16 protein-coding genes and 1 tRNA gene are annotated in these 14,327 nt (G+C 67.7%); 10 read left to right on the forward strand and 7 right to left on the reverse strand.

Annotation, left to right across the window (positions count from 1 at the left end):
• Positions 1-928: HNH endonuclease signature motif containing protein (locus tag E3O39_RS13265; protein ID WP_134448827.1), on the forward strand; the 928-nt coding region annotated here is incomplete at its 5' end.
• 41 nt (positions 929-969) lie between these two features.
• On the opposite strand, the gene E3O39_RS13270 is transcribed toward E3O39_RS13265, so the two are convergent.
• Entirely contained in the window at positions 970-1,530 is a 561-nt protein-coding gene (locus tag E3O39_RS13270; RefSeq protein ID WP_198413439.1) for a cysteine hydrolase family protein, read from the reverse strand.
• A gap of 135 nt (positions 1,531-1,665) precedes the next feature.
• Between E3O39_RS13270 and E3O39_RS13275 the strand changes: the two genes are divergently transcribed.
• Complete coding sequence (locus E3O39_RS13275) at positions 1,666-2,466, forward strand: alpha/beta fold hydrolase (RefSeq protein ID WP_166787352.1); 801 nt, start codon at positions 1,666-1,668, stop codon at positions 2,464-2,466.
• Here the strand turns inward: E3O39_RS13275 and E3O39_RS13280 are convergent.
• The 5 genes from E3O39_RS13280 to E3O39_RS13300 all read right to left on the reverse strand — a co-directional run bounded on the left by E3O39_RS13280 (position 2,438) and on the right by E3O39_RS13300 (position 6,953).
• Positions 2,438-3,280 (reverse strand): alpha/beta fold hydrolase, encoded by an 843-nt coding sequence (locus E3O39_RS13280; protein ID WP_134448829.1) that lies wholly within the window; start codon positions 3,278-3,280, stop codon positions 2,438-2,440. The genes E3O39_RS13275 and E3O39_RS13280 overlap by 29 nt on opposite strands.
• 115 nt (positions 3,281-3,395) lie before the next feature.
• A complete protein-coding gene (locus tag E3O39_RS13285; RefSeq protein WP_134448830.1) occupies positions 3,396-4,403 on the reverse strand; it encodes an ABC transporter substrate-binding protein in 1,008 nt (335 codons plus the stop codon).
• An 81-nt stretch (positions 4,404-4,484) separates the two neighbouring features.
• A complete protein-coding gene (locus tag E3O39_RS13290) occupies positions 4,485-5,294 on the reverse strand; it encodes an amino acid ABC transporter ATP-binding protein (protein WP_166787353.1) in 810 nt (269 codons plus the stop codon).
• Positions 5,291-6,334 carry an amino acid ABC transporter permease gene (locus E3O39_RS13295; protein WP_134448832.1) on the reverse strand — a complete coding sequence of 348 codons (1,044 nt, stop codon included), beginning with the start codon at positions 6,332-6,334 and terminating at the stop codon, positions 5,291-5,293. Before E3O39_RS13295 ends, E3O39_RS13290 begins: the two co-directional genes overlap by 4 nt.
• A gap of 4 nt (positions 6,335-6,338) precedes the next feature.
• Complete coding sequence (locus E3O39_RS13300; RefSeq protein ID WP_134448833.1) at positions 6,339-6,953, reverse strand: GNAT family N-acetyltransferase; 615 nt, start codon at positions 6,951-6,953, stop codon at positions 6,339-6,341.
• A gap of 189 nt (positions 6,954-7,142) precedes the next feature.
• Here E3O39_RS13300 and E3O39_RS13305 point away from each other — a divergent pair, with 189 nt between their 5' ends.
• The 6 genes from E3O39_RS13305 (at position 7,143) to E3O39_RS13330 (ending at position 13,515) form a co-directional block, all read left to right on the forward strand.
• A complete protein-coding gene (locus E3O39_RS13305; protein WP_134448834.1) occupies positions 7,143-9,278 on the forward strand; it encodes an FAD/NAD(P)-binding domain-containing protein in 2,136 nt (711 codons plus the stop codon).
• Between the two features lie 147 nt (positions 9,279-9,425).
• Positions 9,426-9,499 (forward strand) — tRNA-Met (locus tag E3O39_RS13310).
• A 133-nt stretch (positions 9,500-9,632) separates the two neighbouring features.
• The gene (locus tag E3O39_RS13315) at positions 9,633-11,090 is read left to right on the forward strand and encodes an NtaA/DmoA family FMN-dependent monooxygenase (RefSeq protein ID WP_134448835.1); all 1,458 of its coding nucleotides are present in this window, start codon (positions 9,633-9,635) and stop codon (positions 11,088-11,090) included.
• Positions 11,091-11,099: 9 nt separating this feature from the next.
• Complete coding sequence (msuE, locus tag E3O39_RS13320) at positions 11,100-11,714, forward strand: FMN reductase (RefSeq protein ID WP_134448836.1); 615 nt, start codon at positions 11,100-11,102, stop codon at positions 11,712-11,714.
• A gap of 66 nt (positions 11,715-11,780) precedes the next feature.
• Positions 11,781-12,845 (forward strand): LLM class flavin-dependent oxidoreductase, encoded by a 1,065-nt coding sequence (locus E3O39_RS13325; protein WP_134448837.1) that lies wholly within the window; start codon positions 11,781-11,783, stop codon positions 12,843-12,845.
• A 148-nt stretch (positions 12,846-12,993) separates the two neighbouring features.
• A complete protein-coding gene (locus E3O39_RS13330; RefSeq protein ID WP_134448838.1) occupies positions 12,994-13,515 on the forward strand; it encodes a phosphohydrolase in 522 nt (173 codons plus the stop codon).
• 44 nt (positions 13,516-13,559) lie between these two features.
• On the opposite strand, the gene E3O39_RS19535 is transcribed toward E3O39_RS13330, so the two are convergent.
• Positions 13,560-13,736: a hypothetical protein gene (locus tag E3O39_RS19535; protein ID WP_241985079.1), complete on the reverse strand. Its 177-nt coding sequence runs from the start codon at positions 13,734-13,736 to the stop codon at positions 13,560-13,562.
• Here E3O39_RS19535 and E3O39_RS19885 point away from each other — a divergent pair.
• The gene (locus E3O39_RS19885) at positions 13,663-13,977 is read left to right on the forward strand and encodes an oleate hydratase (RefSeq protein ID WP_347233218.1); all 315 of its coding nucleotides are present in this window, start codon (positions 13,663-13,665) and stop codon (positions 13,975-13,977) included. The genes E3O39_RS19535 and E3O39_RS19885 overlap by 74 nt on opposite strands.
• Positions 13,932-14,318 (forward strand): oleate hydratase, encoded by a 387-nt coding sequence (locus tag E3O39_RS19890; RefSeq protein WP_347233219.1) that lies wholly within the window; start codon positions 13,932-13,934, stop codon positions 14,316-14,318. The genes E3O39_RS19885 and E3O39_RS19890 overlap by 46 nt, the downstream gene beginning before the upstream one ends.
• Positions 14,319-14,327: the final 9 nt, after the last annotated feature.

A 14,327-nucleotide genomic window follows, 5' to 3' on the forward strand; every position in this document is an offset into this window, starting at 1 on the left:
CGCGCAGTGGCAGGCGGCCCTGGACCCCGACGGGGTCCTCCCAACCGAGGACCTGTTCGAGGCAAAGTCCAACATCGGCTTCGGCCAGTTGAAGAACGGGTTGTATCCGGTGAAGGGTGGGGTGACGCCGGAACTGTTCGGGATCATGAACACGATGTTCGACGCCTTCCTGAGCTTCCATGCCCGGCCCGCGTTCCCCACCGCCGAGGAACAGGCCCTGATGGATTCGGGGCAGATGATCCCCGGCGCCGAATCAGCGGACGGCGACGCCGACACGGGCCCGGATCTGGACGTGATCGAAGCGGAGCTGCGGGAGCGGCGGGCGGATACCCGCACGGGTGGGGAGAAGCGCGCGGACATCCTCCGGGCGTTGTTCGAACACGCCGCCCGGGACGAGGACACCCCGTCGATGGGCGGGTCGGCGCCGACGGTGATGGTGCACGTGAATGCAGCGGACCTCGCCTCGGGGGTCGGGGTGGGGTGGATCGACGGGGTCGAGGCCCCCGTGTCTTTGAAGACGGTGCATCAGCGCATCTGTGACGGCGGCTTCCAAGGGGTCCTCTTCGGGGCGAACAACGAAGTGCTCAAGCTCGGTCCGGAGCGGCGCTATTTCAACCGGGCGCAACGCCGGGCGATCACCGCCCGGGACGGCGGCTGCATCATCCCCGGGTGCAAAGCCCCGGCGCACTGGGCCGAAGTACACCACGTGAAGCCCTGGGCCAAGGACGGCCCGACGACCGTCGACAACGGGGTCCTGCTCTGCTGGTTCCATCACCACACGATCGACACCTCGGGGTGGGAGATCCGCATGGTGAAAGGCTCACCACAAGTCCGGGCCCCCGGACTCATCGACCCGCAACGACTCTGGCGGCCGCCGAACAGGCACCGCGCCCACCAAGTCCTCACCGGACCACCCAACCGCGACTGACCAACCGTGACGTGACCAACCGCGACGGGGCACGGCCTCCGTCAGCGGACCGGGAGCGACTCGAGGTCGAGGTCGGCTGCGGCGAGCACATCGGCACCGGCATCGCGGAGTGCGGCCATGAAGGCGGCATGAACGGATGCCCCCGGAACCTCAGTGCCCTGGAACTCGAAGGCGGGCGCCGCGCAGGCGTTGTGCACGATGGTGACGGCGAAGCCGAGGTCGAGGGCGGCCCTCGAGGTCGCATCGATGCACATGCTGCTCATCATGCCCATGACGACAAGGTGGTCGATGTTCTCAGCGCGCAACAGCCGTTCGAGGCCGGTGTCCACAAAGGCGTTCGCGGAGCCCTTGGTGAAGTGGCGCTCCGGTGTCACCGGTGCCACGAGCGGGTAGATCTCGACGCCTGTGGTCCCCGGGACGAAGAACGTCGCATCCGCTTCGGTGGCGATGTGCTGGAAGTGTATGACGGTCGTGCCGGTTGCACGGGCAGAGTCGAGGACGCCCCGGGCAACCACCGCGGCGGACTCACTCCCGGAGAGGGGATATGCGCCCCCGGGGAAGTAGTCCTTCTGGATGTCAATGACCACAATTCCAGTGCTCACACCTGCTCCGCTTCGTTTCCTGTGCCGATTCCCCCACACGACTCTAATTGTTACGGGCCGGATTTGCAGTGTCACGGCGCTGCCGTATTCTCGGCTCCATCCTCCCCGTTTCATTTCCGATCCCGCAAGGACATCGTGACCGCCACATATACCGGAATCTCCGTCGAATTGCCCGTGCTGACCTGGGGCGATCCCGCCGCGTCGCGGAGCGTGCTGCTGCTTCACGGACTCACGTCCGCGGGAGCGGTCTGGTGGCGAGTCGCGAGCGGACTCGCTGCGGAGGGATGGTTCGTGGTCGCTCCCGACCAGCGTGGCCACGGTCGGGCCCCGCGCACGACCTCGTATCCGCTGGAGGGATTCGTCGCCGACACGCTGCGGCTCCGCCCGGCGCCGGGGAAGCCCTGGGACCTGGTCATCGGGCACTCGCTCGGCGGCGTTGTCGCGCTCCTCGCCGCGGCGGGCAGCGACGACTGGACTCGGAGCGTTTTGCTTCTCGACCCACCGCTCACCCTCGGACCGGACTCGGTCGCACCGCTCCTCGCCGAAACGATCGCGGAGATCACCGATCCGACAACGGCGGGAATACTCAGCCAGAACCCGGGCTGGCACGCGGAAGACGCGCACCAGAAGGTGGAGGCCGCACGTGTGGTCAGCCCGTTCACGGTCGAGCGCGTGCTGAGCGACACCAGCCCCTGGGATCTCGAACCGCACCTCGACGACGTCCGGGTGCCGGTCAGGCTCCTCGGCGCGGACCCCGCGTCGGGCAGCGCATCGGTGCTTCCCGAACAGGGCGAGCGCCTCGCAGCCCGGCACGCGAACCTCAGCTACGCGTTCGTTGCGGGTGCAGGGCATTCGATTCACCGGGACTCGGCGGATCGCGTGATTGCCGAGGCGCTCGGGGCCGCGATCACGGCCGCGCGTACAACCAGTCCATAACCGCTGGACACGCCTCGAGCACGGAAATGTGGCCGTCGTCGGGGCGCAGCCGGAGCTCGGCTCGGGGAAGGCGCCGACTCAGCCAGTCGGCGTGAGACGGCGGGACCACCCGATCCCTGACGCCCTGGAGGAGCAGGACCGGCGCGGAGACCGCGGAAACGGGGAAGCCCCACGCGGCCACGAAGGCGAGATCATCATCGATCAGGCCCTCCGGCCCCGCCTCCGAAGCCAGGCCGACATCGGTGCCCAGGGAGGTCCACGCGCCCGCCAGTGCGTCGTAGTCCGCCTCGATGAAGCTGTCCGGGTCGAAGTCCACGGTTTCCTCGTACGTTGTGCGCTCCGCGCGACCGAGCAGTGCCGCGCGAAGGGACGCTCCGTCCGTGGCCATGCCGGCGAACCAGTCGATACCGTCGGCGTCGAGCGGGGCCAGACTCGCGAGGCAGCCCACTGCCGAGACTCGCTCCGGCAGCAGGGCGGCGCAAGCGAGGGCGTGCGGACCGCCGCCGGACGCGCCCATGACGGCGAATCGGGCGATGCCGAGCGCGTCGGCAAGCTGTTCGACGTCGGTGGCCGCGGCGGCCACGTCACGACCCGGCAGCGCAGACGAACCGCCGTAGCCGGGCCGGCCATACGAGATGAGACGGATGCCGCGAGCGGCCGCCGCGGACAGCAACGGCTCGAGCAGGGCTCCCGTCTGGGGTGAACCGTGCTGCCAGAGCACGGTGAAGGCCGAGTCGAGTTCGTGGTCGGCGGCGCTGTCGTGCACGCGGAGCGTGCGACCGTCGCGAAGGTGCAGGTCCTGAATGAACACCATGGAGACATCCTAGGCAGGGGCGGGCAGGACACAGGCGTGAAACCGGAAGAGCCGGGCCGGGAGAAGTGTCTCTCCCGACCCGGCTCTTCCGGTCACTGAGTGGTGGCTACTCGCGCTACTCGCGCGGGAGTCCTGCCGGGTTCACGAGGGACTCGGTGACGCCCTCGGACGTGAGGCCCCAGCGGGCGAGAACGTCGCCGTATTGACCGCCCGTGATCGCCTTGTTGAGCACGATGCTGACGCCCTCGATGAGGCCGTTGCCCTTCTTGGTGCCCGCAGCGATGTTGGCGTGCGCCGGGTAGCCGCCGTTGAAGGTGCCGACGAGCCTGGTCTCACCGTTCTGGGCTGCTGCGTAGGCAGAGGTCGCGTTCGGTCCGAAGTTGGCATCGGCGCGCCCGGACTGCAGGGCGAGGTTCGCGGCTGCGGTGTCGTCGAAGTACTGGTACTCGACGGGGGCGAGGCCCTTGGCGATGTTCTCCTTGTCCCAGCCCTGGAGGATCTTCTCCTGGTTGGTCCCGGAGCCGACGATGACCTTGAGGCCGGCGACGTCCTTGGCTTCCTTGATGGACGAGATCTTCGAGTCGCTCTTCACGTAGAAGCCGAGGAGGTCCTCGCGGTAGCTCGCGAAGTCGTAGAGGTCCTTGCGGGCCTCGGTCACGGTGACGTTGGACGTGATCAGGTCGTACTTGCCGGACTGGATGCCGAGGGGCCAGTCCGCCCACGCTGCCGGCTGCAGGTTGAGCTCGAGGCCGAGACCATCGGCGATGAGCTGGGCGATGTCGGTTTCGTTGCCGATCAGGGTCGTGTCGTCGGTCGCGAACAGGCCAAGGGGAGCGACGTACGGGCTGACGACGACCGTGAGCTTGCCGGCCTCGATCGGGGTGAAACCGCTCTTCTTGATGGCCGCGATGGCCTCGGGCACCTTGTCGAGACGGATCCGGTCCTGCTTCGGGCCGAGGTTGAACCTCACAGGTGCGGCGGACGCCGAGGGAGAGGCCGCGCCTGCGGCCTGGGCCGAGCTGTTGCCGGTGCCGGCCAGGACGGCCGCGGTGATGCCGCCTGCGACGAGAGCAACGGCGGCGATGCCTCCGATGATGACCGCGGTTTTCTTCTTAATTGCCATTGTGTGCCTCTATTTCTGTGCGGTTCTGTTTGTGAATGCTGCTGTGCAGGGTGGGTGGTGGCTGATTGGCCCGGAACGCGTTTAGAGCACGCGACCCAGGAATTCTTTGGTGCGCGGGTGCTTTGGCGAACCGAAGACCTGCTCGGGGGGACCGACTTCGAGGACGTGCCCGGCGTCGATGAACACGATCCGGTCGGCGACCTCGCGGGCGAATCCGATCTCGTGGGTCACGATGATGAGCGTCGTGCCGAGTTTGGCCAGGTCTCGGATCACGTCCAGGACCTCTCCGACGAGCTCGGGATCGAGCGCCGATGTCGGTTCGTCGAAGAGCAGCACCTTGGGCTGCAGGGCCAGGGCCCGCGCTATCGCGACGCGCTGCTGCTGGCCGCCGGAGAGTTGGCGGGGATAGGCGTCCGGCTTGTCGGCGAGGCCCACCTTCGCGAGGAGTCCGAGGGCGAGTTCGCGGGCATCCGACTTGCCCAGTCGCCCGAGAGCGACGGGAGCGACGGCGATGTTCTCTGCGGCCGTGAGGTGCGGGAAGAGGTTGAAATTCTGGAAGACGACGCCAACGTTGGTGCGCCGCTTCAGGATCTCGCGTTCCTTCAGCTCGAAGAGCCGGTCACCGCGCTGCTCGTACCCGATGAGCTCGCCGTCCACGGTGACCCAGCCCCTGTCGACGCTCTCGAGGTGGTTGATTGTGCGGAGCAGGGTGGACTTGCCGGACCCCGACGGCCCGAGGATCGCGACGACCTCCCCGGGCTGCACGATCAGGTTCACGTCGTGCAGGACTTCGTGGCCGGCGTAGCTCTTGGAGACGCCGCGAATTTCGACGAGGCCGCGGGTCGCCGGTGCGGTCAGCGTGCCGGAGGCCTGGGTTACTGCGATGCTCATGATCCGTTTCCGCCGATCCGGGTGGCGGGGGTTTCGGGTTTCTCGTCGAGCCGCGCCCATTGGGTCTTCACCCAGCCGCGTGCCGCCTGGATGGGCGTCGGCGGAACCACTCTGAGGGCACCTCTGGCGAAGTGGCGCTCCACATAGAACTGGGCGACGCTCAGCACGGTGGTGAAGATGATGTACCAGACCACCGAGACCAGCAGCAGCGGGATCACCTGCTGGTTGCGGTTGTAGATCACCTGGGTTACGTAGAAGAGTTCGCCGAGGGCGATGACCGACACGATCGAGGTGCCCTTGATCAGGCCGATGATCTCGTTGAAGGCGTTCGGGAGAATCGCCCGGGCGGCCTGCGGCAGGATGATCCGCAACACCCGTACGTGCCGGGGGAGTCCGAGGGCGGCAGCGGCTTCCAGCTGGCCCTGGTCGACCGAGAGGATTCCGCCGCGGATGATCTCGGCGGAGTACGCCGCCTGGTTGAGCGAGAGTCCGAGCACCGCGGCAGCGAACTGGCTGACCAGGGTCACGGTGTCGAAGCTCCAGAAGTAGTTGTCGGTGAACGGGACGCCGAGCCCGAGGCGCGGGTACAGGTAGCCGAGGTTGTACCAGACGAGCAACTGGACGAGCAGCGGAACCGAGCGGAAGAACCAGATGAACGACCAGGACACGCTGTTCAGGATCGGCGACTTCGACAGCCGGGCGAGGGCGAGCAGTGTGCCGAGGACGAACCCGATCGTCCCGGAGACGACCGTGAGGGCGAGTGTCAGCTGGATGCCCTTGATAATAGCCGGTGCGAAGAAGTAGGTCGCGAAGATCGGCCAGCCGTATTTGTCGTTCGTGGCGAGGCTCCAGAGGAACTGCAGCACGACGAAGAGCACGAGGGCGCCGAAGATCCAGCGCACAAAGTGGCGGGTGTGCACGACCTTGAGGGCGGCGAAATCGGGCGAATTCCGGTTCACGACCTGGTTCACGTCTCGGCGAGAAGCGGACGAGTCCTCGGTCGGCGCCGCCGACCGGTGTTCCTTCACGGTGTCCGTCATGGTCTCAGTCGCTTTCGGGGATCAGTGCGACGAAGCGCGGGTTGTCAGCGTGTTCACGCCGGATGGCTGCATAGTGCGCCGCCGTGATGCCGGCAACGTCGAGTTCCTGGGCGTCGAGGCTCTTCGCGAAGGCGTGGATGACCACCTCGTCGGGGGTGAGCGCGGTGTCGAAGAGCGGCGTGTAGCCGGTGACGAGGTAGAGGTTCTTCGCTTCGGGCTGGCGGGGGCCTGTCGTCAGGAACACCCGGTCGTAGCCGCGCCTGGCGGACTCGGCTTCGAGTTCGGCGACGACGAGCCGGGCCAGGCCCTGACGCCGATGGGTCGCGGCGGTCCAGATGCGCTTGAGCTCTGCGGTGCGCTCGTCGAACCGTTTGAACGCGCCACCGGCGATCGGGATGCCGTCGCGCACCAGCACGACGAAGGCTCCGTCGGGCGCCGCGAAGGCGTCGACCGGGTACCGGGAGATCTCGGTGGAAGCACTCTCGCCGAAGTATGAGCCGTACCGGGAGTGGTACTCCGCGGCGAGGTCCGTCAGCAGCGGCTGGGCGAGCGGGTCGTCGTCGGCGACGTAGACGAAGGTGTCTCGCGTGGTGGTGGTGCCGGCAAATTCGATGCTCACGGGGTGCCTGCCTTTCTCGTGGGTGGCGGTGGGAAGCGATGGGGAGCCAGGAAGCGGGACGACCCCGCTGGAGTTGAAACCTAAGGGGGTCTCCGAAGCGGCGCCAACGCATCCGCTTCACAATTCGTCACCTCGTCACGGCGCGACACATTGGGCGGGATTTGTCGCCGTCGAGACGACTCTTGTGTCATGAGCGACTCCAGAGGCACTGACCCCACGGGACCCGACCGCGCCCCGGCCATCGCGATCATCGGCGGCGGGCCCCGCGGATCCGGCGTGCTCGAACGCCTCGCGGCAAACCTCGACGAAACGTGGGGGAGGGACCGGCCCCTGGTCGTGCACGTGATCGACCCGTTCCCACCCGGAGCCGGCCGGATCTGGCGGCACGACCAATCCCCGCTGCTCAAACTGAATTCCCTCGCCGAGGACGTCACGATGTTCACCGACGAGACGTCGGTCATCGAGGGCCCGATTCTGCCCGGACCATCCCTGATCGAGTGGGCCGCCGGCGTCAGGGCCGGAACGATCGAGATCCCCGCGATCGACGGTGCCGGAAAGGACGGTGCCGGAAAGGACGGTGCCGGCGAGATCGATGCGGTCCTCGCCGCCGAGATCGCCGGCCTCACCGGGGCGAGCTTCCCGACCCGTCGCCTGCAGAGCCTCTATCTCGCCTGGTTCCATGAGGAGGCCGCCGCCGCACTGGGGCCGAACGTGACCGTCGAGTCCCACCGGGCCACCGCCATCCGGGTCGACGACATCGACGACGCCGCCGGCCAGATCGTGGTCCTCTCGACCGGGGTCACCCTGAACGTCGATCTCGTGCTCTACTCCCTCGGTCACAACGGTGCCGACCCGTCCCCAGAGCACACGGCCCTCACCGAATTCGCCCGCCGTCATGACCGCTACTACCTGCCGCCCGCCTTCACGGCGGATGCCGACACGAGCGCGCTCGAGCCAGGCGAGCGGGTCATCGTGCGCGGCTTCGGCCTGGCCGCGGTGGACCTCACCGTGCTCCTGACCGAGGGCAGGGGCGGCCGCTTCACCCGGCTGCCCGATGGGCGGCTGCACTACGCGCCGTCCGGGCTCGAACCCCGGGTACTGATCGGGTCGCGCAGGGGAGTGCCGTACCACTCCAAGATCAGCTCGACCATCGTCGGGGAGCCACCGGTTCCCCGGTTCTTCACGCCCGACGTTGCCGCGGCCCTCGACAGGGACAGCTCGAGCCTCGACTTCACGAGCGATGTCTGGCCACTGATAGCGCAGGAAATGGTCTGGGGATACTACCGGGAGCTTTTCACCGGACACCCCGAGCGGGTGTCCGCGTCCTGGGCGGACTTCTCCGACCGTTTCGACGCGATCGACCCGAGGGCGCTGCCGGTCGCCGCCGCACGGCCGGAACGGTCAGGGGAACGTGCGGCGAGTCATCCGCTCACCGAGTGGGGTGCCGACACGTTCCTCATCGAGCAGGATGCGGCACGCTTCCGCGCCCTCGTCGAGTCAACCGTCACCGACCCGATCGACCGGCTGTTCCTGCCCGACTTCGACCGTCCCCTCGACGGCCTTCGGTTCGAGTCGGTCGCCGAGCTCCAGGATGCCCTGCGCGACTATATCCGCCGCGATCTCACCCTCCGCACCGCGCCGGAGCACAGCGCGACCTTCGCCCTGTTCATCGCCCTGCTCCGGAGCCTCTTCGCGCTTTCGGACATCATCGATTCACCGAAATGGAGCGCGCAGTCACGGGTGCGTGACATCCACGGCTGGTGGCTCGGCTACTTCAGTTTCATCGCGAGCGGTCCGCCTGGCCACCGGCTCGAGGAACTCCTCGCGCTCTCCGAAGCCGGCATCGTCGAATTCCTCGGTGGCGACCTCTGGGTCGAGACCGACGAGGTGACGGGCCTGTTCCGGGCCGGAAGCGCGAACCTCGACCGGGTCGTCACGGCGACCGCACTCGTCGACGCGCGACTTCCCGACACCGTGGTCTCCGCGAGCGACAACCCGCTGCTCAGGTCGCTCCTCGACTCCGGCGCCGGTGTCGAGGAGCAGGCGACGGATGCCGGCTTCACCGGGAGCACGGGACGTCTCGCGGTGCGCCAGGCCGACACCCGGGTCCTGACGCCGGACGGAGACCACCACCCGCGACGATTCGCCATCGGGCCGTACACGAACTCGCCGTTCGTCGGCGCCTTCTCCCGCCCGCGCACGAATGCGATCTCCTTTCGCGAGAACGACAAGGTCGCCAGGGCGCTCCTGGTCCACCTCGACAGCCTCGTGGGCGACCCGGGGCGCACTCGGCTGCCGGCCGACCTGGCCGCGAGCACCCGATGATCCGGGCGCTGTGGGCGTTCCTGGCGAGTTGCCCGGTGCCGGCCGATGAGACTCTGCTTGCGACCTCGTCGCCCTATGTCCTGCGTCTCGTTGATGACGGCGTCGCCCCCTTCGACAGAAAGGACGAGCTCACCACCTGAATTGCACCGCGGCGTGCCCGAGAGGACGAAGGGACCGGTTTCATATTCCGGTAATCGCAGGTTCGAATCCTGCCGTCGCGTCACGACCCGTCGACGCTAGGCACTGGCGCGCGATAATGCCAGCGATCACGCATTCTTTACGACATGTTTCCGTCCGCGACGGGATGTGTCGGCCGGGACCCCGGCCCGAATCGACCCGGCCTAGCGTCGACCCATGACGAATCACACCTCCCCGGCGTTCGACGCCGACTGGTCGGAGCGCGACGGCCACCTCGTGCTCGGTGCGATGGTGCGCACCCTGGGGTCCTTCCCGTCCGGTTGGAGGTATCCCGGTGCGCACAACGACCCTTCGACCGATCCCCGCGCGCTCAAGCGCCTCGCGCTCGCCGCGGAGAAGGCCGGCTTCGACTACCTGTTCCTCGGTGACTGGCTCGCGACGGATCCGGAGCTCGAGTTCTCGGACCCGCACCTGCTCTCCCGCGTCGACTCGATGAGCACAGCGGCTTACCTCGCGGCGATCACGCGACGGATCGGTCTGGTCGGAACAGTGGAGACCGCCCACTCCGAGCCATACGCGACGGCCAGGGCCGCTGCGTCGATCGACCGGCTCAGCGGAGGGCGCTTCGGGCTGAACCTCACCGTCGGATCCGATGCCAAGGTCGAGGCGAATTTCGGGCCGCCCGGAGCCCGCACCCACCTCGACCGCTTCGACGTCGCAGACGAATACGTCACCGTGCTCCGCGGCCTCTGGGACACCTGGGGCGAGAACGCCTTCACCAGGAACGTCGCGAGCGCCGCCATCATCGACCGGTCCAGGGTCACGCCCCTTGAGCACGTCGGACCGGCCTTCGCGGTGGCCGGTCCCCTCAATGTGCAACGACCCGTCCAAGGCCATGTCCCGCTCGTCCACGCCGGCACTTCGCGTCGCGCCCAGCAGTTCGCGGCCGAGCAAGCCGACATCTACGTGGTCGCACCGACGAGCCTGGGCGACGCCGCCGAGTTCTATCACGACACCAAGGCCAGGGTCGAGGCGGCCGGCCGTGCGGCATCCGCCCTGACCATCGTCGCCCTCGTCCTTCCGATCGTCGGCGAGACGCGAGCGGATGCCTGGGCCGTCTACGACCGGCTCGTGGACCTGTTCCCCGTCGACGACGGCACCCCGGAAGCGGCGGACCTCGACCTGCCCGCCAACCGGAACATCCGGCACCTGCGCCAGGTCATCGGGCTTCCGCTCGTCGAGAGACGCTTCGACGAGGCCGTCACCCCCGGCACCGCGAGCCGTTTCACCGCGGCGGGCGCCCGTCTCGTCGACGTGGTCACCCGCCGCTCCGGTCGCACGATCGGCGGCAAGCGGCCGGTCACCTATCGGCACCTCCTCGTCGCCCACCTGATCAGGTCCCCGATCGTGGTCGGGTCGCCCGCCGATATCGCCGACCACCTCGAAACCTGGTTCCGGGCGAGTGCGGTCGACGGCTTCAACGTACTGAACGCCTTCCTGCACGAACAGTTCGAGACCTTCGCCCGTCTCGTCGTGCCCGAACTCCGCAGTCGCGGGCTCATCAGGGACGAGTACGAGGCCACCACTCTCCGCGGTCACCTCGGTTCTCCACTGCCGACCGCGCCATTGCCGGCGCTCGCCGCCGCGACCGCCCCCACCACCCGCACCGACTGAAGGACAACCATGACCGAATCACACGTGACCGAGACGCCGACCGAGACGCCGACCGAGACGCCGGCCAGGCCCCTCCGCGTCGTCGCCGTGTCCGGCAGCCTGCACGCGCCCTCGAAGACGACGGTTCTCCTCAAGGAAATCCTCGCCTCCGTCGGCCGGGAACTCCCTATCGCCGCGCATCTCATCGGCGTGCACGAGATCGGCGAGCAGTTCGCCGGCGCGTTGCGACGCGACCAGCTGCCCGCAACGATCGAGGCCGAACTCGACTGGATCGAGGGCGCCGACCTGCTCATCGTGGCGAGCCCGGTCTACCGGGCGTCGTTCACCGGACTGTTCAAGCACCTCTTCGACTTCGTCGACCAGTACGCCCTCGTCGACAAGCCGGTGCTGCTCGCGGCCACCGGGGGGAGCGACCGCCACGCCCTGATCATCGAGCACCAGCTCCGCCCGCTGTTCGGATTCTTCCAGGCGCTCACCCTCCCGATCGGCGTCTACGCGAAGGATTCCGACTTCACCAACTACCGGGTCTCGAGCCTCGACCTGCAGGAGCGCATCGATCTCGCGGTCACACGCGCCCTGCCCTTGATTCGCAGCAGGCGGGAGAGCCTCGAAGCGGCTCTGTGACGCCGCTTTACCTTTCATGACCTGCCCGATTCCCTCACCGTGTTGCCGGACGCTAGATTGCCGGACATGACCTCCCCAGCCTCAGTTCCAGCATCAGCGCCCACGCCGTCCCCGTTCCGTCTCGGCTTCCTCGCGTTCGTCGAACACGGCGGTGTCGCCGGCGCCACGTCGCAGGGCCTGCAGGACGGAATCGACCTGTTTCGGCACGCCGACGAACTCGGTTTCGACACCGGCTGGGTGCGACACCGGCACCTCGAGAAGTACCTCTCCTCGCCGCTCACCTTCCTCTCGGTCGTCGCCCAGCACACCGAGGGCATCAGGCTCGGCACCTCCGTGACCCCGTTGCGGTTCGAGAACCCGGTGCGACTCGCCGAGGAGGCGGCCACCGCCGACCTCCTCACCGATGGACGCCTCGAGGTCGGCTTGAGCTCCGGCTACGCCCAGTCAGAAGGCATCTTCGGCCCCGTCTACGGTGCCATCACCGGCTCGCTCAGAGAAGAGGCGGATGCCCGGCTCGCCTCCTTCCGTTCGGCACTCCGCGGCGACACCCTCGCCATCGCCGACGCGAGCTTTCCCGCCTTCCCTGCCGGCACGCCACTCACTGCCCAGCCGCTGAGCCCGACCCTCTCCGACCGCCTCTATTACGGCGCAGGCGCGACCCCGAGCGCAGTGCGCACCGGCCAGCAGGGCCTCCGCCTGCAGCTCTCGACCCTCAACACGGAACCGAGCGAGCTTTCCTTCGAGGAAGCCCAGCTCGAGTCGATCACCGCGTACCGTGCCGCCCACGCCGCTGTCACCGAGCGACCGTCCTACGCACTCGTCGGACGTCAGGTGCTGCCGATCCTCTGCCGGGACGACGCTGACGAATTCGCCTGGCTGATCGAGCGCGACGAGGAGCGGCAGCGCGCCCACGGCACTCCCGGAGCCGCCCTGCCGTTCCAGTTCGGCAAGGTGCCTTCCGGCGATCCGGACGACATCATCGAGGCCCTCCTCGCCGACGTCGCCTTCCGTGGTTCCGACGAGCTCGTGATCGCCCTTCCCTTCGACCATCCGCCGGCGGGGTTGCACCGCATTCTCACCGCCGTGGCCGAACGCATCGCCCCCGCCCTCGGCTGGACGCCGCGCCGTTAGGCCCCATCCGCGAATACCCGGCCGCCCATACAGATCCGGGTGGCACTGTCAACCCCCTTTTGCCGGAACTGACGGCCCGTAGCGTGAAAGGACGCACAGCGACGTGCGCGCGAATCCCTCGGTTCGCGAGCTCAGCAAGGACAGCGCCATGAACACACTCAGCCTCACCCACTTTTCACAGCGCGGGCAGCGGCAGGGAGACGACAGTCATTCGTCGCTGCTCCTTGCTGATGCTCTCCGCTTCGCCAGGACGGCCTGCGCGGGGAAACGTGACGAGGCAGGGGAGGCGGCCATCGAGCATCCGCTTCGTGTGATGGCCGCACTGGCCCGCGAGGACGAGAAAGTCGTCGCCCTGCTGCACGACACCTGCGCGTCGTCCGGCCCCGGCCTGGCCGGACTGCGCGGCTTCGTACCCAACCGGCTGCTGATGGCCGTCACTGCGCTTGGGCACGGCTTCGAGGAAACGGACGAGATCTCGTTCCGGTTCCTGCTCGCCGACCCGATCGCCCTCGCCGTGAAGCTCGCCTGCGTCGGAGACCTCACCGATCCGGGGCGGCTCGCCCGACTTGACCCGTTTACCCGTCGACGCCGGGAAATCGCGGGTGCTGCCGCCGCGCGCGGACTCGGGACAACCCTCGACGCGATCCGCACTCCGTTCGCAACGCCGTGATCGCCGAATAACGGAGTACGCTCAGTTTTAGGGCATACTCCCCACTACGGGGGTGTCGCCCCGACCGTGAGGAGTGCACCATGGCGCACGCCACCGAGAATCGATGAGCTTTTCGGCGGGCACTTCTTCGCGACCAACTTCTGGCAGATGTGGCGCACGACATTCGCCTTCCAGAACTGGCACTCCGCCGCCGAACTGCGTCGGTACTTCAAGCGCTTCATCCAGGAATTCGACCGGATCCACCTCCTGTCCGGCGTCAGCCGGACCACGTACAACCAATACGATTCGATGGTCGTGCCGACGTCGACTTCGCCGCGGCTCTGGAACCACGCCGGGCGACCCGGCTTCACCTCGAGAACGCCGAGGGGACATCCGCTCTCGACCTCGACGACAACACCTTCATCACAATCGGTTCGATCACTGACAAGAAGATGTCCGAGGCGACGGGCGAAGAGATCCTGACGGAGCTCGTGCACCAGCTCGGCTTCGAGGACATCCTCGACGAGGTGCTCGCGTCGACCGACGTGACAACGGTCATGATGCCGTATGCGTCAGCCCTCTTTAGCCGGCGCGTGCCGGAGGACCGGCCGAAGGTGCTCCCGGACGGCGCGGAGAACTTCGCCTTCCTCGGCCAGTTCACCCCACTACCCGAGGACGTCGTCTTCACGGTCGAGTACTCCGTGCACGGCGCCATGCAGGCGGTCTATACGCTCTTCGACGTCGAGAAGCCCATCCCGCCGATCTATCACGGGTTACTGGACCCGAAGGTCGACCTGCACGCGCTCGCAGCGGCGTTCCGGTAACCCGCTTCC

The organism is Cryobacterium sp. MDB2-A-1 (assembly GCF_004402675.1).
In the GTDB taxonomy this organism is placed as follows: Bacteria; Actinomycetota; Actinomycetes; order Actinomycetales; family Microbacteriaceae; genus Cryobacterium; species Cryobacterium glucosi.